General features: G+C 67.1%; 29 protein-coding genes. 8 read left to right on the top strand and 21 right to left on the bottom strand.

The genetic code is table 11. The features are described 5' to 3' along the window. Positions 1–16 precede the first annotated feature (16 nt). Positions 17–256 (top strand): BolA family protein, encoded by a 240-nt coding sequence (locus CYU89_RS01215; RefSeq protein WP_296278398.1) that lies wholly within the window; start codon positions 17–19, stop codon positions 254–256. Between the two features lie 63 nt (positions 257–319). Further along, positions 320–1,591 (top strand): UDP-N-acetylglucosamine 1-carboxyvinyltransferase, encoded by a 1,272-nt coding sequence (gene murA / locus CYU89_RS01210; RefSeq protein WP_296278397.1) that lies wholly within the window; start codon positions 320–322, stop codon positions 1,589–1,591. A gap of 106 nt (positions 1,592–1,697) precedes the next feature. On the opposite strand, the gene CYU89_RS01205 is transcribed toward murA, so the two are convergent. From CYU89_RS01205 to purM, 6 genes are all read right to left on the bottom strand, one after another. Next, complete coding sequence (locus CYU89_RS01205; protein ID WP_296278396.1) at positions 1,698–1,889, bottom strand: hypothetical protein; 192 nt, start codon at positions 1,887–1,889, stop codon at positions 1,698–1,700. 86 nt (positions 1,890–1,975) lie between these two features. Next, positions 1,976–2,665: a DUF3108 domain-containing protein gene (locus CYU89_RS01200; RefSeq protein ID WP_296278395.1), complete on the bottom strand. Its 690-nt coding sequence runs from the start codon at positions 2,663–2,665 to the stop codon at positions 1,976–1,978. Between the two features lie 2 nt (positions 2,666–2,667). Continuing rightward, complete coding sequence (locus CYU89_RS01195) at positions 2,668–3,345, bottom strand: DUF3108 domain-containing protein (protein ID WP_296278562.1); 678 nt, start codon at positions 3,343–3,345, stop codon at positions 2,668–2,670. A 53-nt stretch (positions 3,346–3,398) separates the two neighbouring features. Next, entirely contained in the window at positions 3,399–4,052 is a 654-nt protein-coding gene (purN, locus tag CYU89_RS01190; RefSeq protein ID WP_296278394.1) for a phosphoribosylglycinamide formyltransferase, read from the bottom strand. Continuing rightward, positions 4,049–4,669, bottom strand: a complete 621-nt coding sequence (locus tag CYU89_RS01185; protein ID WP_296278393.1) for a DUF2238 domain-containing protein — start codon at positions 4,667–4,669, stop codon at positions 4,049–4,051. Before CYU89_RS01185 ends, purN begins: the two co-directional genes overlap by 4 nt. Positions 4,670–4,676: 7 nt before the next feature. After that, positions 4,677–5,693 (bottom strand): phosphoribosylformylglycinamidine cyclo-ligase, encoded by a 1,017-nt coding sequence (gene purM, locus CYU89_RS01180; RefSeq protein ID WP_296278561.1) that lies wholly within the window; start codon positions 5,691–5,693, stop codon positions 4,677–4,679. Between the two features lie 170 nt (positions 5,694–5,863). Between purM and CYU89_RS01175 the strand changes: the two genes are divergently transcribed. From CYU89_RS01175 to hda, 3 genes are read left to right on the top strand one after another with little or no spacing between them, the layout of a single operon-like run. Continuing rightward, positions 5,864–6,949 carry a DUF2066 domain-containing protein gene (locus CYU89_RS01175; protein ID WP_343125234.1) on the top strand — a complete coding sequence of 362 codons (1,086 nt, stop codon included), beginning with the start codon at positions 5,864–5,866 and terminating at the stop codon, positions 6,947–6,949. 14 nt (positions 6,950–6,963) lie between these two features. Then, positions 6,964–8,127, top strand: a complete 1,164-nt coding sequence (locus CYU89_RS01170) for an AI-2E family transporter (protein WP_296278392.1) — start codon at positions 6,964–6,966, stop codon at positions 8,125–8,127. Then, positions 8,124–8,858 carry a DnaA regulatory inactivator Hda gene (hda, locus tag CYU89_RS01165; RefSeq protein ID WP_296278391.1) on the top strand — a complete coding sequence of 245 codons (735 nt, stop codon included), beginning with the start codon at positions 8,124–8,126 and terminating at the stop codon, positions 8,856–8,858. The genes CYU89_RS01170 and hda overlap by 4 nt, the downstream gene beginning before the upstream one ends. A 1-nt stretch (position 8,859) precedes the next feature. Here hda and CYU89_RS01160 read toward each other — a convergent pair whose 3' ends face one another. Genes CYU89_RS01160 through CYU89_RS01140 form a run of 5 tightly spaced genes read right to left on the bottom strand, consistent with a single transcriptional unit; the run spans position 8,860 to position 12,429 of the window. Beyond that, positions 8,860–9,783 carry a PDZ domain-containing protein gene (locus CYU89_RS01160; RefSeq protein WP_296278390.1) on the bottom strand — a complete coding sequence of 308 codons (924 nt, stop codon included), beginning with the start codon at positions 9,781–9,783 and terminating at the stop codon, positions 8,860–8,862. Next, entirely contained in the window at positions 9,746–10,129 is a 384-nt protein-coding gene (locus CYU89_RS01155) for a hypothetical protein (protein ID WP_296278389.1), read from the bottom strand. Before CYU89_RS01155 ends, CYU89_RS01160 begins: the two co-directional genes overlap by 38 nt. After that, positions 10,119–10,667: an RNA polymerase sigma factor gene (locus CYU89_RS01150; protein WP_296278388.1), complete on the bottom strand. Its 549-nt coding sequence runs from the start codon at positions 10,665–10,667 to the stop codon at positions 10,119–10,121. Before CYU89_RS01150 ends, CYU89_RS01155 begins: the two co-directional genes overlap by 11 nt. Before the next feature lie 41 nt (positions 10,668–10,708). Continuing rightward, positions 10,709–11,416, bottom strand: a complete 708-nt coding sequence (murU, locus tag CYU89_RS01145) for an N-acetylmuramate alpha-1-phosphate uridylyltransferase MurU (protein WP_296278387.1) — start codon at positions 11,414–11,416, stop codon at positions 10,709–10,711. Beyond that, the gene (locus CYU89_RS01140; protein ID WP_296278386.1) at positions 11,413–12,429 is read right to left on the bottom strand and encodes a phosphotransferase; all 1,017 of its coding nucleotides are present in this window, start codon (positions 12,427–12,429) and stop codon (positions 11,413–11,415) included. Before CYU89_RS01140 ends, murU begins: the two co-directional genes overlap by 4 nt. A 71-nt stretch (positions 12,430–12,500) precedes the next feature. Here CYU89_RS01140 and CYU89_RS01135 point away from each other — a divergent pair, with 71 nt between their 5' ends. Next, positions 12,501–13,907 (top strand): mannose-1-phosphate guanylyltransferase/mannose-6-phosphate isomerase, encoded by a 1,407-nt coding sequence (locus CYU89_RS01135; protein WP_296278385.1) that lies wholly within the window; start codon positions 12,501–12,503, stop codon positions 13,905–13,907. A 319-nt stretch (positions 13,908–14,226) separates the two neighbouring features. Here the strand turns inward: CYU89_RS01135 and CYU89_RS01130 are convergent, their stop codons facing one another. Both CYU89_RS01130 and CYU89_RS01125 read right to left on the bottom strand, forming a co-directional pair. After that, positions 14,227–14,493 (bottom strand): GlsB/YeaQ/YmgE family stress response membrane protein, encoded by a 267-nt coding sequence (locus CYU89_RS01130; protein ID WP_296278384.1) that lies wholly within the window; start codon positions 14,491–14,493, stop codon positions 14,227–14,229. Between the two features lie 247 nt (positions 14,494–14,740). Continuing rightward, positions 14,741–16,231 carry a M20 family metallopeptidase gene (locus CYU89_RS01125; protein ID WP_296278383.1) on the bottom strand — a complete coding sequence of 497 codons (1,491 nt, stop codon included), beginning with the start codon at positions 16,229–16,231 and terminating at the stop codon, positions 14,741–14,743. Positions 16,232–16,472: 241 nt separating this feature from the next. Between CYU89_RS01125 and CYU89_RS01120 the strand changes: the two genes are divergently transcribed. Continuing rightward, a complete protein-coding gene (locus CYU89_RS01120) occupies positions 16,473–16,811 on the top strand; it encodes a helix-hairpin-helix domain-containing protein (protein ID WP_296278382.1) in 339 nt (112 codons plus the stop codon). A 284-nt stretch (positions 16,812–17,095) separates the two neighbouring features. After that, positions 17,096–17,686, top strand: a complete 591-nt coding sequence (locus CYU89_RS01115) for a HutD family protein (RefSeq protein WP_296278381.1) — start codon at positions 17,096–17,098, stop codon at positions 17,684–17,686. Positions 17,687–17,695: 9 nt separating this feature from the next. On the opposite strand, the gene CYU89_RS01110 is transcribed toward CYU89_RS01115, so the two are convergent. The 8 genes from CYU89_RS01110 to CYU89_RS01075 all read right to left on the bottom strand — a co-directional run. Then, positions 17,696–19,342, bottom strand: a complete 1,647-nt coding sequence (locus tag CYU89_RS01110; RefSeq protein WP_296278380.1) for a sulfite reductase subunit alpha — start codon at positions 19,340–19,342, stop codon at positions 17,696–17,698. Next, on the bottom strand, positions 19,339–20,331 hold the full coding sequence (locus tag CYU89_RS01105; RefSeq protein ID WP_296278379.1) for an FAD:protein FMN transferase: 993 nt from the start codon (positions 20,329–20,331) through the stop codon (positions 19,339–19,341). The genes CYU89_RS01110 and CYU89_RS01105 overlap by 4 nt, the downstream gene beginning before the upstream one ends. A gap of 45 nt (positions 20,332–20,376) precedes the next feature. Then, positions 20,377–21,189 (bottom strand): DUF4198 domain-containing protein, encoded by an 813-nt coding sequence (locus CYU89_RS01100; RefSeq protein WP_296278378.1) that lies wholly within the window; start codon positions 21,187–21,189, stop codon positions 20,377–20,379. Positions 21,190–21,218: 29 nt separating this feature from the next. Further along, a complete protein-coding gene (locus tag CYU89_RS01095; protein WP_296278377.1) occupies positions 21,219–21,749 on the bottom strand; it encodes a DUF2271 domain-containing protein in 531 nt (176 codons plus the stop codon). A 23-nt stretch (positions 21,750–21,772) separates the two neighbouring features. Beyond that, positions 21,773–22,408 carry a PepSY-associated TM helix domain-containing protein gene (locus CYU89_RS01090; RefSeq protein WP_296278376.1) on the bottom strand — a complete coding sequence of 212 codons (636 nt, stop codon included), beginning with the start codon at positions 22,406–22,408 and terminating at the stop codon, positions 21,773–21,775. A gap of 106 nt (positions 22,409–22,514) precedes the next feature. Further along, a complete protein-coding gene (locus CYU89_RS01085; RefSeq protein WP_296278375.1) occupies positions 22,515–24,896 on the bottom strand; it encodes a TonB-dependent receptor in 2,382 nt (793 codons plus the stop codon). Positions 24,897–24,988: 92 nt separating this feature from the next. Continuing rightward, positions 24,989–25,444, bottom strand: coding sequence for a hypothetical protein (locus CYU89_RS01080; RefSeq protein WP_296278374.1), 456 nt, complete (start codon positions 25,442–25,444; stop codon positions 24,989–24,991). Positions 25,445–25,546: 102 nt separating this feature from the next. Next, the coding region (locus CYU89_RS01075; RefSeq protein ID WP_296278373.1) for a Fe2+-dependent dioxygenase at positions 25,547–25,943 on the bottom strand (397 nt) is incomplete at its 5' end.

The following is a 25,943-nucleotide window of genomic DNA, read 5'->3' as shown; positions in this document are numbered from 1 at the left end:
TTATTAGGAAAGCCCGTTGGACGCCGAAACCATCCGTAAACTGATCGAATCCGGCCTGCCCGGCGCCCGTGCCGACGTACAGGGCGACGATGGCGTCCATTTCGAGGCGACCGTGGTGGCCGACGCCTTCCGCGGCAAGCTGCCGCTGGCGCGGCACCGCATGGTCTACGCCACCCTCGGCGACCTGATGGGCGGTGCGATCCATGCCTTGCAGCTCAGGACCGTAACGCCCGATGAGGCTGGCGCCGCCCGCTGACGCTAACCCGCCGGCGATCCCGGCGATCCCGATTCCCACCCGCAGTTTCCTTTCCGGACTTCCATGCAGAAGATCATCGTCACCGGTGGCAACACGCTCAACGGCGAAGTCACCATCTCCGGCGCCAAGAACGCCGTGCTCCCTATCCTGTGCGCGACGCTGCTGGCGGATGCGCCGGTGGAGATCACCAACGTGCCGCACCTGCACGACGTGGTCACCACCGTGAAACTGTTGGGCGAGCTGGGTGCTGGCATCACCATCGACGAGGGCACGCTGGCGAAGGGGCGTGGCATCACCGTCGATCCCACCACGGTGAGCCGCTTCGTCGCACCGTATGAGTTGGTGAAGACCATGCGCGCGTCGATCCTCGTGCTCGGCCCGCTGGTCGCGCGCCACGGTGCCGCGGTCGTGTCGCTGCCGGGCGGTTGCGCGATCGGCTCGCGCCCGGTCGACCAGCACATCAAGGGCCTGCAGGCGCTGGGTGCCGAGATCACCGTCGAGAACGGCTACATCAAGGCGCGTGCGGCGCGCCTGAAGGGTGCCCGCTTCGTGTTCGACATGGTCACCGTGACCGGCACCGAGAACGTCATGGCCGCCGCCACCCTGGCCGAAGGCACCACGGTGCTGGAAAACGCAGCGATGGAGCCGGAAGTCACCGACCTTGCCGAATGCCTCAATGCGCTGGGCGCGAAGATCGAGGGCGCGGGGACGTCGCGCATCACCATCCACGGCGTCGAGCGCCTCGGCGGCGGGCGCCACTCGGTAGTACCGGACCGCATCGAGACGGGTACCTTCCTGGTCGCGGCGGCGATGACCGGCGGCAAGGTCACTGCGCGCAATGCGCGTCCCGACACGCTCGAAGCCGTGCTCGACAAGCTGACCGAAGCCGGTGCGAAGATCGACACGACCGCCGACAGCATCACCCTCGACATGCAGGGCAAGCGACCGAAGGCGGTCGATCTGACCACCGCGCCGTACCCGGCCTTCCCTACCGACATGCAGGCGCAGTTCATGGCGCTGAACTGCGTGGCCGACGGCGTGGGCGTGATCAACGAGACGATCTTCGAAAACCGCTTCATGCACGTCAACGAACTCCTGCGCCTGGGCGCCGACATCCGCGTGGAAGGCCATACCGCCATCGTGCGTGGCGTGCAGCAGCTCGGCGGCGCGCCCGTGATGGCCACCGACCTGCGCGCGTCGGCGTCGCTGATCCTGGCCGGCCTGGTCGCCGAGGGAGAAACCACCATCGACCGCATCTATCACCTCGACCGCGGCTACGAGAACATCGAAGAGAAGCTCGGTGGCTTGGGCGCGAAGATCAGGCGCGTGTCGTGAGCCGGCACGATCCCTCGTTGTCGGGCATCCGGCCGCGCTTCCCGCTGCGCCGGAAGATCCTGCTGGGCATCGTGGTGGGGTTGCTCGCGCTGGTCGCCGGGTTGCACTACACCGGATCCGCCGCGACGCACGGCATCACCACGCGCGACATGGACTGGAACGCTGACGGCACGGTCACGCAGGGCGAAATCGCGCAGGCGATCTTCTCGGTCGTGGTGGAGCAGAAGCAGGACGGCAACCGCCAGTGCAACACCTTCGCCTGGCGCAGTGGCGCCGGCACGATCCGGATGGACTGCAAGACCGTGTTCCAGGCCGACGCAGCAACCAAGGAATTAAAAAAAGCCCGGCAACGCCGGGCTTTCTTGTTCGCGGCAACGTGCCGCGTCAGCGCCAGGACTTCAGCGTCAGGTCGATCGTGTCCTGCCCATTCTCGCGCTGCAGGATGCGTGCCGGCACCGGAGCGTCGGCGACCACCCAGACGATGGTCTGCTTGTCCCCATCGGTGCGAACGACCTTCGTCGCATCCTGCGGCTTGCCCCCGATGGTGATGCGCTCCTTGCCGGCGATCTGGTAGTTCATCGGCTTGGCGCGGCCGTTTTCCACCATGCGGTAGGTCAACGGCTTGCCGGCGGCGACGTCGCGCACGATGGCCAGGTTGACCAGCAGCGCATCCATGTCGCCCGCGACGAGCTTCACGGGGCCGGCGCGGTCGGGCTTCACATCACCGTTCCAGGTAGCCTGCGCTTTCCCCCAGTCGTAGACCGTGTTGACGTTCTTCTTCTTGATGAGCAGGCGCGAGCTGTCGCTGCTGCTCAGGGGACGCATGCGGCCCTCCTGCACGTCGAAGACGGTCTTCTGGCTCAGGTCGACGGCTTGGTTGCGCACGGTCAACGCGTACTGCCAGCGGTTGCCCGGCTGCGGCGTCACCGACATCTGTCCTTCGCCCACCATGCCCAGCGCGCTGGCGCTGTATTGCGCGGTGAACGCCTCGACGGCCCAGGCGGGCGCGCTGGCGCCGGCCAGCAGCATGGCGGCCAACAGGGCGCGCGGATACGGGAGTGCATTCTTCGTCATGTTCACGGTGCTCCTTGGTATTCGACCAGGCGGAGATCCACGCCGTCCTGTCCGTTTTCCCGCTGCAGGATGCGCACGGGGGTGGGCACGCCATCGGCGACCCAGAAAATCGTTTCGTCATCGCCGCCGTTGGCCCGGCTGACGCGCAGGGCGCTGTAGCTGAGGTCTTCGACGGTCACGTTTTCCGGCTCGGACGACACCACGTACTGGTAGTCGCGGATGCGGCCATTGTCCACGACCCGGTAATCGAGTTGCCTGCCGGGAGCAGCATCGCGGATCACCGCGAGGTTCATCAGCAGCGCGCTCACGTCGCCCGGCTGCAACGGCAACGGCGCGCGCCGGCTCTTCTTGATGTCACCCTGCCACTGCGCGGTTCTGGCGTTCCAATCGTAGGTGCCCACCATTTTCCTGCCCATGAGCAACGCATGGCGGACGGTGGCCTGGCTGAGGGGGCGGAACTGGCCACCAGCGGTATCGAAGACGGTGCTCTGTTCGATGTTCAGTCCCGCCAGACGCGCGAAGCCGCGCGTCCCTTTCACGTTCAGGTCGATCTGCCACTGGCTACCCGCCTTGGGTACCACCTTCATGCTCGCGCTGCCGGCCAGCTTGCCCTCGTTGTAGGCCTGGTAGCTGGCCACGAACGGCTCCAGCGCCAGCGCGGGGGCAGTGGCGCCGGCCATTGCCAGGCCGAACAGCAGAGGGCGGAGGGAGCGGAACATCGGAAGAGCGAGGCTCAGGGCAGCAAACGGTCGGCTGAATCTAGGGACAGGGCATTTAATAGCGGCTGACCGTGACAGAGCGTGATGTCGCCCTGTTCAGCCAGTGCGCCTGCGGCCGCCAGCCGCAGTACCGCCACCAGCAGGGCGTGTTCGCGGGGGAGCAGGCGCGCTGCCAGTGTCTCCGGCGTATCGCCTGCCAGGATCGGTACCTTCGCCTGGGCGATGACGGCGCCGGCATCCAGTTCAGGAATGACGAAGTGGACGCTGGCACCGTGCTCCGGGTCGCCCGCTTCGATCGCGCGGGCATGGGTGTGCAGGCCCCGGTGCTTGGGCAGCAGCGACGGGTGGATGTTCAGCAGGCGCCCACGGAAGCGGGCGATGAAGGCGTCGCCCAGGATGCGCATGTAGCCAGCGCACACGACCCAGTCCGGCTGGCTCGCGCCGACGGCCTCCGCCAGGGCGGTTTCATACGCCGGGCGATGCGGGAAGGACGCGGGACGCGCGCTCCAGCGGCGATCGCGGGGTACCTGCCGCAGGGCGGGGGCGTTCGGCTTGTCTGAGAACACGCCCACGACCTCGGCATCCAGGGAGCCGGCATCGATGGCTTGCACGATCGCGCGCAGGTTGCTGCCGCGACCCGACGCCAGGACGGCAATGCGTGCGGTCACGCCGGCGCTCCCTTGCGTTCCGCGGAGGCCAGCGGCCAGACGACCAGGGCGCCGAGCGTCGCCAGCAGCATGTCTGCGTGCGCATCCCACACGTCGCCCTGCTGGCCGTTGTAGGACTCGGCCGCTTCGGGGGACATCGTCAGCGCGATGCCCCACTCCAGCCACTCGTACGCCAGGCTGGTGCACATGATCAGCATCACCGCCAGGCCAAAGGCTTGTCCGATCGACAACCGCGGCCACCGCTGGCGCAGCCAGTGCGATGCGGCCGGGGTGAAGCAGACGCCGTAAGTCAGGTGGATGAAGCGGTCGAAGTGGTTGCGTTGCCAGCCGAAGGCGTCCGCGGGCGACCAGCCGAGCGCGGACTGCATCCAGGCGTCGTAGGGCACGTACGAATACAGCCAGCGCGCGCCGATGCAGTGGGCGACGATGAAGGCGCAGATCAGCGCGAAGTGCGAAGGCCGCAGCGGCCAGCGCCGGTCATGCCGCCACAGCCACGCCAGGCCGAGCACGGTGAGGCTGCTGTGCATCGCCTGTTCGACCGGCCAGCGCGGTGCGATCCAACTGGCGGCGAACACCGCCAGTGTCAGCCCGAAGGCGATCGCCTTGTTACGCGGCATGCCGCGCTCAACCGATGTGGACGCGTTCGCCGCTGCCGGCAGCGACGACTTCGCCGATCTGCCAGTGGGTCAACTGCAAGCGGGCGAGGTCGGCCTGTACCGCGGACAGCTGGTCCGGTGCGACCACCAGCACGAAGCCGATGCCGCAGTTGAACGTTCGCCACATTTCGCTGTTCTCGACCCCGCCCTCGCGCTGCAGCCAGTCGAACACAGGCGGCAGCGCCCAGGCGCTGGCATCGATCTCCAGGCCCAGCCCCTCGGGAACCACGCGGATGATGTTCTCGGTCAGGCCGCCGCCCGTGATGTGCGCCATGCCGTGCAGGTCGTGCGCCTGCAGCAGTTCAAGGATCGGCTTCACATAGAGGGTCGTGGGCGCCATCAATGCGTCCGCGAGTTTCACGCCGCCGACGTCGATGTCGGCCGGGCGGCCCGCGCGGTCGTAGATGCGCCGGACCAGCGAGTAGCCGTTGGAATGGGGGCCGCTGGAGGCGATGCCGACCAGCACATCGCCGGCACGCACCTTGGCGCCATCCAACAGTCGCGATTTCTCCACCGCCGCCACGCAGAAGCCGGCCAGGTCGTATTCGCCCGGGCCGTACATGTCGGGCATTTCGGCGGTCTCGCCCCCGATCAGTGCGCAACCGGACAGTTCGCAGCCGCGGGCGATACCGCCGACCACGGCCACCGTGGTGTCGACATCCAGCTTGCCGGTGGCGAAGTAGTCGAGGAAGAACAGCGGCTCGGCGCCCTGCACCAGTACGTCGTTCACGCACATCGCGACCAGGTCGATGCCGATGGTGTCGTGGCGACCCAGTTGCTGGGCCAGCTTCAGCTTGGTGCCCACGCCGTCGGTGCCCGAGACCAGCACCGGCTCGCGATACTTGCCCGACAGGTCAAACAGCGCGCCGAAGCCGCCCAGGCCGCCCATCACCTCCGGCCGGAAGCTGCGCTTCACCAGCGGCTTGATGCGCTCGACCAGCTCGTTGCCGGCGTCGATGTCGACACCCGCGTCGCGATAGGTCATCGGGGTGGGGCTGGAAGGCGTCGGCTGGGTCACGGGTCGTCGTCGGTGGGGCAAGAGGCGTGATTTTAAAGGAATCGGTGCGTCGAGCGGCCGTCCTGAACGGGTGCCGTTGGCGGTACAGGGTCATTCGGGCAACAATTCACCGGGTCTGTAGAGCTCAAGGACGCTCGATGCGCCGGATCCCAGGTATCGCACTCGCCACGGCATTGCTGCTGGCGGCACTGACCACGACGCCCCCCGTGCAGGCGCAGTCCGGCCTGCGCACGGAAGGCGACGCGGTCTCCGCACGCGGGCTGTACCAGACGGAGGTGCCGGTCAACGGGCAGGGCGAGGCGGAGCGCCAGGGCGGCTTCGCGCGCGCGCTGGGCAACGTGCTGGGCAAGCTGTCGGGCGACCGTGGCGCGATGTCGCGCCCGGGCGTGGGCGCCGAACTGCGCAACGCCAAGGATTACGTGGAGGGGTATGACTACCGCCAGGACCAGGGCACGTCGGCCACCGGTGCGCCCACCTTCCGCACGACGCTGGTGGTGCGTTTCGATGCCGACCAGGTCAACGGTCTGGCCGGCGCGCTGGGCCTGCCGGTGTGGCCGCAGCCCCGTCCCAAGCCGGTGGTGTGGCTGGCGATCAACGATGGCAGCGGGCCGCGCCTGGTCGGGCTGCCGCAGTCCAATGCCGCGCGACCGCTGCTGAACCGCGCCATCGAGCGGGGGTATGGCCTCGGCCTGCCGGCGGGCGGCGCGGCGGAGCAGGCGCTGGTCGGTGCCATCTGGCGCCAGGACACCGCGGCCGTGGCGCGTGCCTCGGCCCGCTACAGCCCGCCGATGCAGCTGATCGGCAAGCTCTACCGCAACGCCAAGGGCGGCTGGACGGCGGACTGGGTGTTCGTCGACGCCGGCAAGGTGCTGGCGAAGTGGTCGGTGACCGATGCCGATGCGCGCCGCGCGATGGCCTCCGGTGCCGACGGTACGGCCGACGCGCTGGTCAAGCGCTATGGCAAGCGTGGCAGTGCGGGTCCGGCCGGTACCTACCGCGTGCTGTTCACCGGCATCCGCAACACCGATGACTACCTGCGCCTGACCGGTCACCTGCAGAAGATGGCCGTGGTCCGCCGAATCACGCCCGTGCGCGCCAGTGGCGACGTGCTGGAGTTCGACCTGGAGTTGGTCTCCGGCCTGGCCGGCTTCCGACGCACCATGGGCGACGACGCTCCGTTCACCGGTGGCGAAGGCGAGCCGCCGGCCTACCAGATGCGCTGACACAAGGACGCTGCATGGACCTTTCTTCAACGCCTGCCGGCACGCTGGCCCGTCGCTGGCAATGGTTGCTGATCGCGCTGATCGTGGGTTGGCTGATCTGGCTGCTGGCACCGGTGCTCACGCCCTTCGTGTGCGCCGCGCTGCTTGGCTGGCTGGGCGATCCGTGGGTGGACCGGCTGGAGCGCTCGGGACGTTCGCGCACCACGGCGGTGGTGCTGGTGTTCACCCTGATGACGCTGCTGCTGGTGCTGGCGCTGGTGATCCTGGTACCGATGATCGAGCGGCAGGTGGTGACCGTCATCGAATCGATGCCGGCGTACCGGGACTGGTTCGTGCAGACCGCATTGCCGTGGGTCGAGCGTCGTACAGGGCTGGAACTGGTCGCCTGGCTCGACCCGGACCGGCTGACGGACTGGGTCCGCAGCCACTGGCAGCAGGCGGGCGGCGTCGCAGCGACGATGTTCGGGTACTTCTCGCGCTCCGGTTTCGCGGTGATGGCGTGGATCGCCAACCTGGTACTGCTGCCTATCCTGACGTTCTACTTCCTGCGCGACTGGGACCTGCTGGTCGAGCGCATCGCCGCGCTGGTGCCACGCGACCACATCGCGACGGTGACGCGCCTGGCGCTGGAATCCAACGAGGTACTGGGCGCGTTCCTGCGCGGCCAGTTCCTGGTGATGCTGGCGCTGGGTGCGATCTATGCGATCGGGCTGTCGGTGGTCGGCCTGAAGGTGGGCCTGCTGGTCGGCATCATCGCCGGACTGATCAGCTTCGTGCCCTACTTGGGAACGGCCACGGGCATCGTGCTGGGCGTGATCGCCGCGCTGGTTCAGTCCGGCGGCGACTGGTCGCTGGTGGCGATGGTGATGGGCGTGTTCGTGGTCGGCCAGATGCTGGAAGGCTACGTACTGACGCCGCGCATCGTCGGCGACCGGATCGGCCTGCATCCGGTGGCGGTCATCTTCGCCATCATGGCAGGCGGCCAGCTGTTCGGTTTCCTCGGCATGCTGCTTGCCTTGCCGGTCGCGGCGATCGCGAACGTCCTGCTGCGCTTCGCGCACGAGCGCTACACGCAGAGTCGCCTGTATGCGGGCGATCGCCCTTCCATCGTGCTCGATTCGTATATCGACAAGGGCAGCGTGGAACAGGCGCCGGTGCGCGACATCGAGCTGCCGTGAGCAGCGGAACGCAGGCGACCGGCCTCGGCCCGCAGTTGCCGCTGGCACTGCGTTATCCGCCCGACCAGCGCTTCGAGAGTTTCATCGCTCCGCCCGAGGGCGCGGTGTCGGCACTGCAGGCGCTGGCGGCCGAACCGGATGCCGACTGGGTCTACCTGTGCGGCGCGACGAGGACGGGAAAGACCCACCTCGCGCTTGCGGCCTGTGCCGCGGCGGAGCAGCAACACCGGCGTGCCGCCTACCTGCCGATGGCGGCCGCCGCAGGTCGCCTGCGCGATGCGCTGGACGCGCTGGAAGGGCATGACGTGGTCGCGCTGGATGGCGTGGATGCGATCGCGGGTACGCGGGAGGACGAAGTGGCGCTGTTCGACTTCCACAACCGCGCCCGGACGTCCGGCCTCAACGTGCTGTACACCGCGCGCGGCATTCCGGACGAGATCGGCCTGGTCCTGCCGGACCTGCGCTCCCGCCTGCAGCAGTGCCTGCGCGTCGCGCTGCACCCGCTCGACGATGACGGCCGTCGCGACGTACTGCGCGATCGTGCGCAACGGCGCGGGCTGGTCGTGGAGGATGCCGCGCTGGACTGGCTGCTCACCCATACCGACCGCGACCTGGGTGCGCTCGTCGCCCTGCTGGACCGCCTGGACCGCGCATCCCTCGCCGCGCAGCGACGGGTCACCGTGCCTTTCCTCCGGCAGGCGCTGGGTCACGGTCACACGGAGGCTCCTTGAGTCACGGGCAGCGTTCCGCGACTTCCTCCCACACCACCGGCTCCCAGTAGGCATTGTCGCGCAGGCTCTGGACATCCAGTTTGTCGCGCAGGAGGCGTGCGCCGATGCGGTAGCTGGTATTCGGCTTGATGTCGATGACCAGTGGCTTGTACGCCCTGGCCATGGCGAAACGCTTCGTCTTGGCGATCTGCACCAACTGCGAAGGGCTCAGGCGATTCGTGTCTATCAACTCCTGCACGACCAGGACATGGCGCCCCGCCGCCAGCTGATGGCGGTTGGTCGACTGCAGAGGCGTACTGCGCCCGTCGATGGTGGTGATTTCGGCGCGGAAGATATTGCGTGTCTTTGGGACGGTTCCGGCCCGTACGGTGACGAATCCGCACGCACCCTTGGCATCGGGACCGATTTCCAGCCGGTAGGCCGGCACCGCAACGACGTCTGCAGCGCCCTGCAGCGTCTGTGTCGCGGTGCCACGCATCACCGCTGCGGTGATGCGACCCTGGCCGCTTTGCATCGCCTGCTCCAACAGCGGCGCTGGCGCTGCCGTCCCATCGAGCCGCACGCCGTTCAAAGCGACCAGCCGGTCTCCCACCTTCATGCCGATACGGGTCGCAGCGCCTTCCGGCGTCACGGCCAGGATGGGCAATCCAGCGCCTCGCGACGACCGCACGTCGACGACCGCGCCCAACTCGTACCGGACCTGCGCAGGCTTCTGGATGACCTGGGGACGGCCAGCGTCCTTGAGCTCGCCGCGCTCCGACATCTGGAGCAGGGCGGCATCCAGTTCACGGGTCGATTGCGCTTGGCTGTCCGCCGCGGCGCAGACGGTCACGGCGACGGCAAGCACAGCGCGAAGGGATTTACGAAGGGCGTCCATAACGATGGCCTCATATTTCGACGGGTCGGGGAATGTCGGTGTCGGCACCCTGGCGTGCCAGTGCTTCGCGCTGCTGCCACAGCCTTTTCAGCTCCTGGTCACTGGCGCCGCGCTCGTACGCGTGCTGCAACTCGCGGTCTAGGGTACGCAAGGGGTGTTCGCGCAACGGCGCGCGCGGCGCGCCGGCCATGATGTCCGGGGCGGTTGCAATGCGGTCGTGGAGAAGAGGCAGGGAGATGACGGCCATCGCCGCCGCCATCACCGAGGTCGCGAGCAGCTGCCTGCGCCGCGTACGCTGGCGCACGCGTGCCCGCTCGATTCTTGGCCATAACTCAGGCGGCAGGGCAGGCTCAGGCAACTCGGCGAAGTGGGTGCGCAGTAATTCAACTTTCATGGGTAGATGCCTCTTCCTTTTCCAGGTCGGCACGCAGTCGCGCGAGTGCGCGAGAGAGCAGCGACTTGGACCAACTGGTGGTATGCCCGAAGCGGCGGCCCAGGTCCTCGTGCGACCAGCCTTCCATTTCATGCAGCCACACGACAGTACGTTCGGTAGCGCTGAGGCGTCGCAGCAGGCCGTCGGCTTCCGCGAGATCGGACGGGTGGCCAGCCGCGTGGAGCCGGGTCTCGACGCCGTCGTCCTGTACCAGCCGTCCGGTGCGTCGCAGGTGATCGATGGCTGCGTTCGCGGCGACGCGCTTGAGCCAGGGCCGTAAGGGCTCCCCGTCGCGGAAGCCTCCGAGGAACTGCACCATGCGGAGAAAAGTGTCCTGCGTGATGTCCTCTGCGGTCGCGGTGTTGCCCGTCACGCGGTAGGCCAGCGTATGCACCGCGCTCGCATGCCGGTGGTACAGCGTCGCGAAGGCGGACGAATCCCCCCGGCGTGCCTTCCTGACCAGTGCTGGTTCGTCTTCCGGAGCGACGGCTGAGTCCATGCGGGGGATACGTGCGCGGACTTGAAACCGTCGCGGCGCGGTCAGTGGGCGGCGAGGTCGGCGTTCAGTTCCGCAAGGCGCTGCGGCGTGCCTACGTCGGTCCAGCAGCCACTGTGATGGTCGCCGCGAATACGGCCGACGTCCATGTGTGCTCTTAGTAGAGGTGCCAAGCGGAAGCGGGGCTTTCCATTTGGAGCTAGTCCAGCATGATCGTCCACGTGATTCCGCCAATCATCAAGCAGGGCCGTCCGGTAGATGCCGATGCCCGCGTACGTCAGACGGCGTTCGCCATCTCTGCGAACGCAGCCCGCTTCGTCCAGCGCGAAATCCCCATGGGTTGCGTATCCAGGGGGATCTATCATCACCAGATGCGCCAATCCGGTCGGCTCCCTCGGCAGGCTCCCGAAGTCGAAGTCGGTCCAGATATCGCCGTTCACCAGCAGGAACGGCGCTTCACCCAGCAACGGCCGCGCGTTGAGCATGCCGCCGCCCGTTTCCAGCGGCGTGTCGCCTTCGTGCAGGTAGTGGAGCCGCAGCCCCCAGCGCGTACCGTCGCCGAGCGTCGCGGGAAAGCGATCGGCCAGCCAACTGGTGTTGACCACCACGTCTTCCACACCCATCGCCGCTAGCTTCTCCAGATGCCAGACGATCAGCGGCTTGCCGCCAGCCTCGATCAATGGCTTGGGCGTGTGGTCGGTCAGCGGACGCATGCGCTCGCCGAGTCCCGCTGCGAACACCAGCGCCTTCATGCGATTTCACCGCGCGCGTGCAGCACGGGTTTGATGCGCGCGTCGAGCAGCGCCTGCAGTCCTGCCAGTTCCGGATAACGGGGCAGCACCTCGTCCAGATAGCGGATGAAGCGCGGTACGTCGGGCAGGTAGCGGGTCTTGCCGTCGCGATAGTGCAGTCGGGAGAAGATGCCGAGGATCTTCAGGTGCCGCTGGATGCCCATCCAGTCCGCATCGCGCAGGAACACCTTGAGTTCCGGCACCGGCAATCCGGCGCGCGTGGCGCGGGCGTGGTAGCGCGCCAGCCAGCCATCCACGCGTTCGATCGGCCAGCTCAGGAACGCATCCTTGAACAGGCTCATGGCGTCGTAGGCAACGGGGCCGCGCACGCAATCCTGGAAGTCGATCACGGCAGGCCCCGGCGTCACGGGCATCAGATTACGCGGCATGAAGTCGCGGTGGGTGAGTACACGTGCCTGCGCCAGCGCGTTGTCCATCAGCCGGCGCTGGGACAGCTCCAACCCGTCGATCTCGCCGCAGTCCAGCGTCAGCCCGAGATGGCGACGCAGGAACCATTCGTCGAACAACCCGGCATCGCGCTGCAGCAGCGCTTCACCGAACTCGCCCATGCCCTCCGGCGGCGTGATGGCCTGCAGGCGCAGCAGCTGTTCGATGGCCGCATCGAACCAGGTATCCGCGTTGTCGTCGCTGATCACGTGCGCCAGCGTCGGACCGCCGAGGTCCTCGAGCAGCAGGAAACCGAGTTCCGTGTCGACGGCCAGCACCTCGGGGACGCGCACATCGCCGGAGGCCAGCAGCTCGCGCATCGCCAACCAGGGCCGCACGTCCTCCAGGCCGGGCGGGGAATCCATCACGATCCGTCCCGGTCCATCGCCCAGGCTGCGCCAGTAGCTGCGGTAGCCGGCGTCCATGGAAGCGCGTTCGAGTTGCGCATACGGGTCGCCGAGCGCGCCGCGCGCCCAGTCCAGGCGCTGGGCGCCACGCCCCGAGGGGTCCTGAATCGTTGGGTTCATGCAGTCGCGGCCACGCAGAGGCGATGAGGCCTACAGGGTAAACTGGCGCCCTACCGACTTGCGAGGCTTGCATGACCCCTCTCCAACCCGTGCTGCTGTCCGGCGGCTCCGGCACGCGCCTGTGGCCGCTCTCGCGCGAGGCCTATCCCAAGCAGTTCCTGCCGCTGGCGGGCGACGACACGATGCTGCAGGCCACGTGGCGCCGCGTGGACGCCATCGCCGGGCTTGCGCCCATCGTCGTCGCGAACGAGGAGCACCGTTTCCTGGTCGCAGAACAGCTGCGGCAGATCGGCGCGCCGCTACCGTCGATCCTGTTGGAGCCCGTTGGCCGCAACACCGCGCCTGCGATTGCGGCCGCCGCGCTGCAGGCCATGTCGGGCGGTGCCGACCCGCTGCTGCTCGTGCTGCCGTCCGACCATGTGGTCCGCGACGTGGCAGGTTTCCAGCGCGCCGTGCGCGAAGCCTCGGCGGCCGCGGAGTCCGGTGCGCTGGTGACGTTCGGCATCGTGCCCGACGCGCCCGAGACCGGCTTCGGCTATATCCATGCGGAGTCCGGCGAGGGCCTGCGCAAGGTGTCGCGCTTCGTCGAGAAGCCCGACGCCGCCACCGCCCGGTCCTACCTCGATGCCGGCGGCTACTACTGGAACAGCGGCATGTTCCTGTTCCGCGCCAGCCGCTATCTCGAGGAGCTCGCACGCTTCCGCCCGGATATCGTGGAAGCGGTGCGTGCGGCCCATGCAGGCGCGCGGAACGACGGCGACTTCGTGCGCCTGGACCGGGACGCCTTCGCTGCCTGTCCTTCCGACTCCATCGACTACGCGGTTTTCGAAAAGACCGCACATGCGATGGTGCTGCCGGTCGATATCGGCTGGAACGACGTCGGCAGCTGGTCGGCGCTGTGGGAAGTGGCCGAACGCGATGAACACGGCAACGCGCATCACGGTGACGTGATCGCCGTGGACAGTCGCAACAGCTATGCCTACGCGCAACGGTTGGTCGCGCTGGTGGGCGTGGACGACATCGTGGTCGTCGAAACCGATGATGCGGTACTGGTCGCCCGCAAGGATCGGGTGCAGGACGTCAAGCAGGTCGTCGCCCGGCTCAAGAAGGAGCAGCGCAGCCAGGCCATCCTGCATCGTGAAGTGCATCGGCCGTGGGGCAGCTACGATTCCGTCGACAACGGCGGTCGCCACCAGGTGAAGCGGATCAAGGTGAAGCCGGGCGCCGCGCTGAGCCTGCAGATGCACCATCACCGCGCCGAGCACTGGATCGTGGTCAGCGGCACCGCCAAGGTGACGCGGGGCGACGAGACGCTGCTGCTTTCGGAGAACGAAAGCACCTACATTCCCCTCGGCGTGAAGCACCGGCTGGAGAATCCCGGCAAGGTGCCGCTGGAACTGATCGAAGTGCAGTCGGGCAGCTATCTGGGGGAAGACGACATCGTGCGCTTCGAAGATGTCTACGGTCGCAGCCAGTAAACAGGCGTGTTGCCGAGTCCCGACGGAGTCGCCGGCACGCTTCGCGTTCGCTGGCGCTTGCCCTACCCGCAGCGCGTCCATGCTCTGGCGCCCCGCGGGTCCAGACTGACGTTGACCTCCCGTGCATCGCTGTCGACGATGCTGCCGGACAGCAGGCCCGCGCGACCTCGAAGCGCGATGCGGTGAGGCTTGCCGCTGACACTGTGGCTCGCCCTTCACGATTGCCGCAGCAGGACGGCTTGGTCGCGCGCATGGCGATTCGGCAGGGTGGAAAAAAGAATGCCCCGGGAGGGGCATTCGATTGCGCCGGGATGAAGTGTCAGCGCTTCTTCTTCACCATCGCATAGATCACCAGCAGCACGATGGCGCCGACGACGGCGGCGATGAAGCCCGCCGGTTCACCGGGACCGTACCAGCCCAGTTGCATGCCGACGAAGCGCGCCAGCAATGCACCCAGGATGCCCAGCACGATGGTCATGAAGAAGCCGAGCTTGTCGTTGCCCGGCTTGAGCGCCCGTGCGAGCAGGCCGGCGAGGAAGCCGATCAGCAAGGTCCAGAGGATGCCACCGCCAAAGATCTGTTCCATCGAAACACTCCGGTTGGGAAATGGGGGCCTGCGCAGCGTAACCCAGCCATCGTCCAAGCGGTTGCTGGCAGAGGAGGCGAAGTGGAGCCGCAGGCGGTCGATGTGAAGCATCCGCAGCGTCATGTAGAGGCGACGTGAGTCGCGCCGCACTCTCCGCGCCGCGACGCGCACGTCGTCTTCGATGTCGTCCGGAAACGACGAAGGCCGGGCTGCCCCGGCCTTCTGCGCATGACGACGCCCGTGCGAATCAGCAGCAGCCGTGATCACCGTGCTGTTCGCCGCCCGCCACCGCAGCCACGCCCGTGGTCTCGCCACGCACGCTCGCAGCGTGGTGTTCGGCAATTACGCGTGCGACGCAGGCGGTGACTTTCTTGCCCATGGGGATGTGCAGGAACTCGTTCGGGCCGTGCGCATTGGAATGCGGGCCCAGCACGCCGGTGATCATGAACTGCGCGCCTGGAAACTTCTCGCCCAGCATGCCCATGAAGGGAATGGTGCCGCCTTCGCCCATGTACATCGCCGGTTTGCCGAAGAACTCCCGGCTGGACGCATCGATGGCGTTCTCCAGCCACGGCGACATCGCCGGCGCGTTCCAGCCGGTGCTGGCCTTCTCCAGGTCGAGGCTGACCTGCGCGCCGTTCGGCGAATCCTTTTCCAGCAGGTCCTTCAGCAACTGGCCTGCCTGCTTGCCCTCCAGCGTGGGCGGCAGGCGCAGCGACAGTTTCACCGACGTGTAGGGGCGCAGGACGTTGCCCGCCGATGACAGTGGCGGCATGCCGTCCACGCCGGTGACCGACAATGCGGGGCGCCACGTGCGGTTGAGTACCAGTTCGGCCAGGTCTTCGGCCATCGGCGTCATGCCGGGCAGGAACGGGAACTTGTCGAATACCGCCGTGTCCAGCACACGCGCGGCTTCCTGCGCCTGTGAGACGCGGGCGGCGGGAATCTCCGCCTGCAGGCCGTCCGGCAGGATGCGGCCGGTCTGCTCGTCCTCCAGGCGCGACAGCAGCTGGCGCAGCAGGCGGAAGCTCGACGGCACCACACCCGAAGCGTCGCCGGAATGCACGCCTTCCTCCAGCACCTTCACGGTGAAGTTGCCGCCGGCCAGGCCGCGCAGCGACGTGGTGCACCAGAGCTGCTCATAGTTGCCGCACCCCGAATCCAGGCAGACGACGAGCGAGGGCTTGCCGATGCGGTCGGCCAGATGATCCACGTAAGCGGGCAGGTCGTAGCTGCCCGACTCTTCGCAGGCTTCGATCAACACCACGCAGCGCGCATGCGGCACGCCCTGTTGCTGCAACGCCTGGAGCGCCGCCAGCGACCCGAAGATCGCGTAGCCGTCATCCGCACCACCTCGGCCGTAGAGCTTGTCGCCCTTGATGACCGGCACCCACGGGCCAAGGTCGTCGTCCCAGCCGGTCATTTCCGGCTGCTTGTCGAGGTGGCCGTACAGGAGCACGGTGTCGGCCCCCGTCTCCGGCCCGCTGGCGGGAACCTCGATGAAGATCAGCGGCGTGCGGCCCTCCAGGCGGATGACCTCCACCTGCATGCCCGGCACCGGCTGCGCTTTCGCCCAGCGCTCCATCAGTTGGACGGCCTGCTCCATGTAGCCGTTGGCCACCCAGTCCTTGTCGAACATCGGCGACTTGTTCGGGATGCGGATGTACTCGACCAGCTGCGGGACGATGTCGTCATCCCATTTCTCGGCAACGTAACGGTCGACTTTGGCGGTATCCATGGCAACTCCGGGCACTGAAAGGCAGGTCGCCATTCTACGCCCTGGCCCGGGGTAGGACTTTTCCTACAGCCGGCTGCGGCGTTTACGGGCAGATTCGCCCGTGCATGGGCGATACCGTGGCAGCTGTCGGGATTGGACACTTTCCCTACCGCCGCAGGCCATGCGCCGCCGGCGGAAACATGCCGGATGCCGTGACGCATCCCGCATGCATGGAGAGTCCAATGCCACAAGGAGAGTCGTCATGAAGTCGTTCATCCAGATCGTGTTCGCCACCGCGCTGTCGCTGCTGTTCGCCATGCAGGCGATGGCCACGGAGAGAGTCAACATCAATACGGCCGACGCAGCCGCGCTCGATCGTGTGCTGGTCGGCGTGGGGCCGGCCAAGGCGGCTGCGATCGTCGAGTACCGCAAGACGAATGGCCCGTTCAAGAGCGCCGAGGAACTGGCGATGGTGAAGGGAATCGGCTTGAGCACGATCGAGCAGAACCGCGAACGGATCGAACTGCGGACCGGCGCGACCCCGGCAAGCAAGCCGGCGGCCGCCGCTGCGAAGCCCGCCAAACCGGTTGCGCGACGCTGATCGAATCCCGCGCCTGGCGTCCTCACAGGACGTGCGGCGCCAGGCGCAGGGGCAGGAGGCCAAGGGAAACAGGCAGGAAGCCGACAAGGACGTACCTACACCGCGCAGGATGCGCAAGGGTCAGGAGCGGGCAGGAGCCTGATACCGGCAGGATGCCGACACGGACGTGGACATCGCCCGGGAGCGCAGGATGCGCGCCCGGGCGATGTCGTTTCCGGGTCGCGCTTCGCGTAGCCGGCAGAGGGACCGGCTAGAATCGCGCCGCGCCCTCACACGGAAACACCATGCCGGCATCGTCATGCCTCATTCCTGCGAACGAGTACCGTCGTGATCGCTGGAAGAACGGTCTCGGATGGACGCGCGAGATCCTGCGGGTTCCCGACAGCGATGCGTGGGACTGGCGATTGTCGATCGCTGAGATCGAGCATGACGCGGCGTTCTCTTCATTTCCCGGCATCGAACGCGAACTGGTGCTGCTCCGCGGCAACGGACTGCGCCTGCGGTTCGGCGATGGACGGGTGGTCGACGTGATGCCGCCGCACGATCGCGTGCGGTTCGCCGGCGAAGACAGCGTCACCGGCGAACTGATCGATGGCGTGACGCACGATTTCAACCTGATGTGGCGGCGCGGTCGCGTGCGGGCCGAACTGCTGCATCGTCCGCTGGTGGGGCCGATGTTGTTCTTCACACGGCCGGGCGTGCACTGGGTCATCCACCTGATCGCCGGCCAGGCGACCTTCGATGACGCCAGTGGCCTGGGCCCGCTGTGGAGCGGCGATACGGCCATCCTGGTGCCTGGCGAAGGCCGCGAGCGCTACGCGCTCCAGGGGGGAGGGGAGTTGCTGGCTATCCGCATCGAGGATGGCGCCGGCTGAGGCCACGGGTCAGTACACGTCGCGGCGATAGCGTCCCTCGGCGCGCAGTATGTCGACATGATCCTCGCCCAGAAGGCTGCACAGCACAGCCTCCACCTCGGGGGCCATGCCGGCCAGGCTGCCGCAGACGTAAACCACGGCACCTTCCGCAATCCACTGCCGCAACCGGTCAGCGCGTGCCAGCAACGCATGCTGGACATAGCGATGCTCACTGCCATCGCGCGAAAACGCCAGGTCGAGATGCTCGAGCATTCCGTTCGCCTGCCAGGCCAGCAATTCATCTCCGTGGAAGAAGTCGTGCGCGCGCTGGCGCTCACCGAACAGCAGCCAGTTGCGCGCAGCACCCGCTTGCACGCGTGCCCGCAGGTGGGCGCGCAGGCCGGCGAGGCCGGTGCCGTTGCCGATCAGGATCATCGGCACGTGAGGCGAGGGTGGGTGGAAGTTCGGATTGCGCCGGATGCGAAGGGCGATCGCATCCCCTGGCTGTGCGTACCTGCACAGCCAGCCGCTGCCCAGGCCAGGCACGCCATCGGCGCGCTGCATCATGCGTACCAGCAGGTGCACGCCGCCATCTGCGGGAAGGGAGGCGATTGAGTACTCGCGGTGCGGGAGCGGCGTGCAGGCATCCGCCAGCGCCTGTGCGTCCGTTGCGGTGGACATCGTCGCAAGATCGGGCCAGCGGGTGCGCGCCAGGACGGATGCCAGCGGCTGCACTTCGTCCTGCCAGCGCACCTTCGCATTGCCCGGCTTGTCGATGCGGCGCAGTACCTCTTCGACATCCCCCGCGGCGCGGCGCGGCCCGATCTCGGCGATGTCTCCCGCCGTCCAGGACGGCAAGGCGCCCTCCGCTGGCTCCAGCACGAGGTGAAAAGCAGGCCCGCCCATGCTGCCCGGATTCAGGTTGACGCGGTGCCGCAGCTGCCACGAGCCGTAGCGGGGCGGCGCCCAGTCCGGCGCTTCGTTCCCGTTGCCGAGCTGGCCGATGTGGTGCTGCCAATGGCGCAATGCGCTGTCGTCGGCGTTGTCCACTTCGATAAGATCGAACAACGGTTTTGCATGGTGCTTCCGCAACCAGTCATCCAGCTGATGGCCGAAGGCACAGAAGTGGTCGTACTCGCGGTCGCCCAGCGCCAGCACCGCGTACTGCAGGTTGTCCAGCGACAGCGACAGTGGCATCACCCGTCGCACGAAACCGAGTGCAGGGTCGGGCGGATCCCCCTCCCCGGTGGTGCTGACCACGAAGAGGGCCCGCGTGATGCCGGCCAGTCGCGTTTCATCCAGGCGTTCCAGTGCGGCGCGCTGCACGCTCACGCCGCCCTTGCGAAGCGCCGCTGCCGTCAGGTCCGCCAGCTCCATCGCAAAGCCGGTCTGGCTGGCATGCACCACCCAGATGGCATCCTGCGGAACGCGCGGGGCAGGGCGCGCCGAGCGGTCGCGGGCGCGCGCCCGGTACAGGCACGCGGCAACAAGGCCGGCATACGCCAGCACCGCCGCGACGGCGGCTTGGCGCCGGATCGTCGACGGCATGGCCTGCCACCCTTCGGCGTCGTGCAGGCCCCCGAGCCACCAGGCGCATGCGACCAGCAGCGCCATCGCACATGCATTCCCGACCAAGGGGGCGATGCTGCGTCGCGCACTGGCGGATGGCGCACTCATGCCGCGAGATGCTGTTCGAAGGCGGGCGTCAACGATTCCCGCAGACCGTCAGCAGTGCGATGCAGGAAGCGCGCGGCCAGGCCATGCCGAAGCGCGAACGCGTGGCCTTCATGGGGACCCATCACCGTCAGCGCGGTCGCCCAGGCGTCGGCATGCATGGCATCGGCAGCGACCACGGTCACCGCAGCGGCGGCATCCGTCACCGGTTCGCCACTGCGCGGATCGATCGTGTGGGAGTAACGACGACCATCCTGTGCATAGGCATGCCAACGGTCCCCGGACGTGGCGACCGCAACGCCCTCAAGCCTCAGCACGCGCGGCGCCATGCCTTCGCTGTCGGCTTCTTCGTCGGGCGACGATTCCACCAGTACCCGCCACGACTGCCCATCCGGCTTCCGGCCGTAGCCGTACAGCTCGCCGCCGACCTCGACAAGTGCGGCGTCGATGCCGCGGCGCCGCAGCAGGCCGGCGACCAGGTCCACGCCATACCCCTTGGCGATGGCCGACAGATCCAGCATCACGCCACCGGGTTGGCGAAGTCGGCGCTGCTCGGCGTCGAGCCGCAGATGTTGCCAGCCGACCCTCGCGCGCGCCTCGACCAGGTCCACGTCCGCCGGACGACGGCGGTGGCCGGCGTGCGCGCCGAAGCCCCATACCGCCACGAGCGGCGATACGGTCGGATCGAATGCCCCTCCACTGCGTGCTGCGACATCGAATGCCGCAGCGAGCACGCGTAGCAGGTCGTCCTGCAGGTCAAACCATTGGCCGGGCGCACAGCGGTTGAAACGCATGATGTCCGCGTCTTCCTCCCACGTGCTCATCTGGGCCACGACGCGGTCGAGTTCCGCCTGTACCGCATCATGCAGCGCATGCGGATCGGTACGCACCGCGCTGCCGTACTGGACCGACCACGTCGTGCCCATGGTATGCCCACGCAATGCGTGCACGGGCGCCGGGGAAACGGGAGGCGAAGAGAGGGGGATGTTCATGTCGATGCACGACGTCGGACGAGCGTCCGGCAACGTGGGGTCGGCTTATTGCGGCAGCACTTCCAGCGTGGCGACATAGCTCAGGCGGCGCTGCTTGGCCTGCGGCACCGTGGTCTTGTCGTCCTGGGTGCCGGTTTCCAGCCAGTACATGCCGGCTTCCGGCCAGGTCACGCTGAACTCGCCGTCGCCGTTGGTGGTGACCTTGATCTCCTCCTGCGCGTTCCGGTAGCGCGTTCCGCCGCGGGTGATCTCGAACTCCAGCCCCGCGGCGGGCTTGCCGTCCACCAGCATCCTGAACGTGGCGGCCTCACCGGCGAACAGGTCGTTGGGATGCGTGACCGGCACCAGTTCGATGCCCGTGCCCGTGGCCTTCAGCGCGGTGTCGTTCGGCGAACCGTTGGTCACGAACGTCTCGATGCGGCCGATCGATTCCGACACCTGCAGGTTCTTCGCATCCTTCGGCACCTTGGTGGCCAGGTCTTCCGGCTTCGCGCCGCGCAGGCCGCCCGGCTTGCCGTCGGCGCCTTCCCAGCGAACCATCAGGTTCCTGTTGACGGTCGCGATGCGATAAGTGCCTTGCTGTTTCAGCTCGACGTCGAACACGGTGCGGTACTTGCCCGTCGCCAGGTTCTGCGCCTCGACAGTAGACCCATCCGGCGCGGTGATGACCAGGCCTTCGGTGCGCAGCGGTACGTGGTTGAAGTAGAAGAGGTCATTGGACACCGCGGCATCGACCGTGATCCATGGGTTGGTACCGGCGATGACAGTCTGCGAGGGTTGCAGCCACGCCTTGTGCGCCAGCGCACTGGCGGGAATGGCGGAGGCCAGGACGATGGCTACGGCGAGGGAACGCTTCATCGGAATCTCCAGCGGATAGAGGGAAAGGATCAGGGCTTGACCGTCAGCGTGACGGCGCCCAGTTCGGTGGCGCCCTGCGCCTTGCCCGACTGCGCTGCGCCCTTGGCGGGCCAGGTGAAGGGAATCTTCAGCAGTTCACGGCCACCGACTTCGCGCGCGGCCTCGACGACCAGGGTGTACTGGCCGGGCGCCAGCTTGGCCAGGTGCTGTTTGTCGCTGAAGCTCAATGCGTGCTTGCCGACCGGCTTGGTGGGTCCGGTCACGCCATCCACCGGCACCTGCAAAGAGCGCCCGGACTTGCGCCACCACTGGCGCATGTCGGGCAGCCATTTGGTGCCATGGCCTTCCGAATTGCTCGTCTGCTGGTACCAGACCGACAGGTTGGCGGCGACCTTCTGGTCCGCGCCTTCGATCCACACGGCGACATAAGGCCGGTGGTATTCGGCCACATTGAGCTTGGGGATCTCGACAGTGACGTCAAGCGCGGCGGCGTAGGCCGGCGTGGCCAGCAGGCCGCTGAGCGCGATGGTCAGGGTGGTGTGGACGGCGATCTTCGACATGCGGGTTTCCGGAAGGAAGAGGGTCAGTGGATGAAGAGCAGCGCAATGAGCAGGGGCACCAGCAGGCCGAGCCCGACCATCGGCCAGGTCATGCTGCGCTGCCTGCCATGGAGGTACAGCAGGAACAGCCCGGTGATGCAGAACACCAGGCAGGCCACGGCGAAGATGTCCAGGAACCATCCCCATGCCGGCCCGGCGTTGCGGCCCTTGTGGAGATCGTTGAAATAGGAAATCCAGCCGCGGTCGGTCCGCTCGTATTCCACGGCGCCGGTTTCGCTGTCGATGCTCAACCAGGCATCGCTGCCGGGGCCGGGCATGGAGAGGTAGAGCTCCACGTCCGACCATTCAGCCGGTCGCGTGCCGATGGCGACCGACAGCTCCTTTTCCAGCCACCTCGCGACGGTGGCTGGCAGGGGCGCATTCCCCTCCTGACGGTCGCCAAGTGCCGCAAGGATCGGGGCGGGCACGGTCGTCGTGATGTTCTCGACGTCGGGTGTGGCTTCGATCTTCGATGCGTGGTTCAGCGTGATCCCGGTGATCGCGAACAGCAGCATGCCGATCAGGCAGACGGCCGAGCTGATCCAGTGCCATTGGTGCAACGTGCGCAGCCAGAAGCCGCGGCGCTGTTGCGGGAGGGCAGGGGAGGCGGAAGGGGACAACGGCTTTCTCGGCGCAGATGAAGCGGGCGACCATTACATCACAGATGAGAATCGCTCTCAATTGACTGGCGTTCGCGGCGGACACGACCGCGCACGCGCTCGCACGTCAGAAGCTGACGTTGAGGCTCAGCCACAGGTTCCGTGACTTGTCCTTGTTGTTGTAATCGTCGAGGTAGGACACTTCGTTGGAGGTGTAGATGCCGTCGTTATCGAGGTCGGTGAAGACGGTCTGGAACGTGGTGAAGTCCTCGTCGAGCAGATTGTTGATGCGGCCGGACAGCGACACGTGTTCGTTGAAGCGGTACTGCGCCCCCAGGTGCAGCACGGTGTAGTCCTGGTAGTCGCGGCGCACGCCGTTGAGGGTGTCGCGGTAGCGCCTCGAGCGGGCCTCCGCCAGCAACTGCATGCTGAACGCGTCGGTCGCCTGCCAGTTCAGGCTGGCATTGGCCATGTGGCGCGCGGTGTTGGTGAGGGGCAGGCCCTTCTGCGCTCCACTCAGCTGCTCGCTGTCGGTAAACGTGTAGTTGGCGCGCAGTGAGAGGCTGTCACTGATGCCCCAACGGCCTGCGATCTCGACGCCCTGGATGCGCACTTCGTCGATATTGATGTTCTGCGCATACGTGGTGTAACCCAGCAGCGCGTAGTCCCCCAGGTTGGCGCAGGGGCGGACGCCCCCCGTCTGCTCGCAGCTCAGGCTGGTCTCGCCGCGCGCGATCTTGTCGTCGAAGTCGTTGCGGAACATGGTGATGTTGAAGTTGTGCGCGTCGTCCGGCGAGGTCCAGTACAATGCGATTTCGCTGTTGACGCTGGTTTCGGGCTGCAGGTCCGGGTTGCCGACGAAGGGCGTGGTGCCCTGGCCCCCGAATCCGGTGACGCCGTCGTAAAGGTCGGTCGTCTTGGGGGTCTTGAAGCCCGTGCTGACGCCGCCCTTCAGGGTCCATGCGCTGCTGACATCCCATACGGCATAGGCACGGGGACTCAACTGGCCGCCGAACACGTTGTGGTCGTCATGGCGCAGACCCAGTGTGATGGTGAGCCTCTCGATCGGCGTCCAGTTGTCCTCCGCAAACAGCGACCACATCTTGTGTTCCTGTACGGTACCGGCGCCATCGCCGCCCCCTTCCATGCCGAAGACGCCGTCCTGCAGTTCACCGTCGATGACCTGGCTTCCGACGATGAATCGATGTGCGTCACCGACAGCGAAATCCAGCTTTGCGTCCAGCGTGTACTGGCTGCTCTCCATGGTGCGTTTCGGACGAGGCAGGAACGTCGCGAGGGCCAACTGCTGGCGTTGCGCGCGCGTCTGCCCGGCGTAAGGGCCGGTGGCGCAGGTGGCCGCGTTGTTGCAGTAGATGTCACGGTGCAGCAGGCGCTCGGCCACCGTGAAGGGGAGGGTGCGTCCATGATTGCCGGTGTCGATGTGCGCCAGCGACACGAAGCTGGTGCCGAAGGCCCACTGGCCGTTGTGCGTGACCGACCACTGGTCGCGCGTGAACTCCTGGTCGGCCGCGTAGCCTACCTGCGGCGCCGCACGCCAGATGCCTGCCAGGCCATCCACGGTACCCAGCGGATATGTTTCCGTGCCCAGGTTGTTGATGTAGGGCGTGTTGTCGTAGACCTGTTCGGAGGTGTCGTAGTCGAAGGTGACGCTCTGGAGATCCGTCGGCGTCCAGCTCAGCGTGATCCCCGCGCTCTTGTTGGTGTTGTCCACGGTCTTGCCGCCACCTCCGAAGCCCAGCGCGCGTTCGAACACCGTGCCATCCGGCGCGGTGATCGTTTCGTACTCCGGCGTCGACGCATTGCGCTCATACCAGGAGCCGCGTACGCCAACGCCCAGGCGATCCTGCAGCAGGGGTCCCATCAGCGCGAAGTCGAGCGTGGTGTCGCTGCCGAAATCGCTGTTCTCCTGGATGCCGTGGCCGAGCGTGGCCGAGCCGCGCCAGCGATCCGAGACCTTGCGGGTGATGATGTTGATCACGCCGCCCAGCGCATCGGCGCCGTACAGCGTCGAGGCGGGACCGCGGATGACTTCGATGCGCTGGATCATGTCCAGCGGCGGAATGTGGTTGAACTGGTTGCCGCCGAACGAGTTCGGGTAGATGTCGCCATGATTGTTCTGGCGCTTGCCGTCGATGAGGATCAGCGTGTAGTCCGGCCCCATGCCGCGGATGCTGATCGTCTTCTGCCCGGTCTTGTCCGAGGTTTCGCCGACGTCCACGCCTTCCAGGTCGCGCACGGCGTCGATCAGCGTGATGTAGGGGCGCTGCCGCAGTTCTTCGGCGGTGATCACGCTGATGCTCGCGGGCGCATCGGTGATCTTCTGCTCGAAACCGGATGCGGTGACGACCACGGCGTCGAGTTCGGTGGCCTCCGCCGCGCCCTCAGGCACGGGCTGGGCCAGCGCGGGCGCGCACACCAGGACGACAAGGGCGAGTGCAAGGCGGGTGTGGCGCGGCGGCGCCTGCAGGGAGCTGCAAGAGAGGTTCATGACGGGTTTCGCAGGGATGAAGAAGGAGGCGCATCACGCGGGCAATGGCGCGACGCGGACCGGGCCGCCGTGCCTCGCACGGCCGGCGAAGATCAGGCGACGCGCGGTGGCGCCTGGCCGGGATGCAGGCGCCGTGTGGCGTCGGACCGAAGCATCGGCGTGGTGTTCGACAGAGGTGCGCTCGACGCTCGCGTTCCTTCGGACGAAACGCTGAGAGCGTGGCCGGCCAGGAATGCCGGCGCCGGCGCGGCAGCGCGGGAGGCGGACCCAGTCCAGACCTTCAGCGCGCTGACACGAGGCTTCTTCAGGTGCGGTCCGCGATACGGCATCACCGGTGGCGGATCACCGTCCTCCGCAGCGATTGCGAGTGTTATCCGCGTGCCGGACCCGGCGGCGTCCAAGGCTTTGACATGGCCACTTCCCAGCGAAAGGCTGATCGCGGCATGGAAGAGCACGATCGCCAGCAGGCCCAGCAGACGGCAGTACAGTCCCGCGCGGGCCTGTGGCGCGCGGCTCTGTCCGACGATGGAGGCGAATGCTTGGAACACCTGACTTCCCCGGCGGCGAGCCATGGCGGCCCACCGGACACGGCGAATCTTAAATGAGAATACTTATCAAATGCAAACAAGGATGGATCTTGTTTGGATCGGTCAGGCCTCCGCCCATTGCCGCAGCAGGTTGTGGTACACGCCCGTCAGCTGCACCAGCGCAGGGTGCTCGGGCACGTCGGCGGTCAGGCGACGGATGGAGACATCCAGCTCGAACATCAGCCTGCGGTGGCCATCGTCGCGCACCATGCTCTGCAGCCAGAAGAACGAAGCCACGCGCGCGCCGCGCGTCACCGGCGTCACCCGGTGCAGGCTGGTGCCGGGGTAGAGCACCATGTGTCCGGCCGGAAGCTTCACGCTTTGGGTGCCGAAGGTGTCCTCGATGATCAGTTCGCCGCCGTCGTAGTCTTCCGGTGCACTCAGGAAGAGCGTGGCGGAGAGATCCGTGCGCACGGGGTCCACGCCGCCGCGGCTGCGGTCGTAGCGGATCGCATTGTCG

It is taken from the genome of Pseudoxanthomonas sp., assembly GCF_002863005.1.
Taxonomy (GTDB): domain Bacteria; phylum Pseudomonadota; class Gammaproteobacteria; order Xanthomonadales; family Xanthomonadaceae; genus Pseudoxanthomonas_A.
This window is presented reverse-complemented; position numbering and strand designations above follow the sequence as displayed.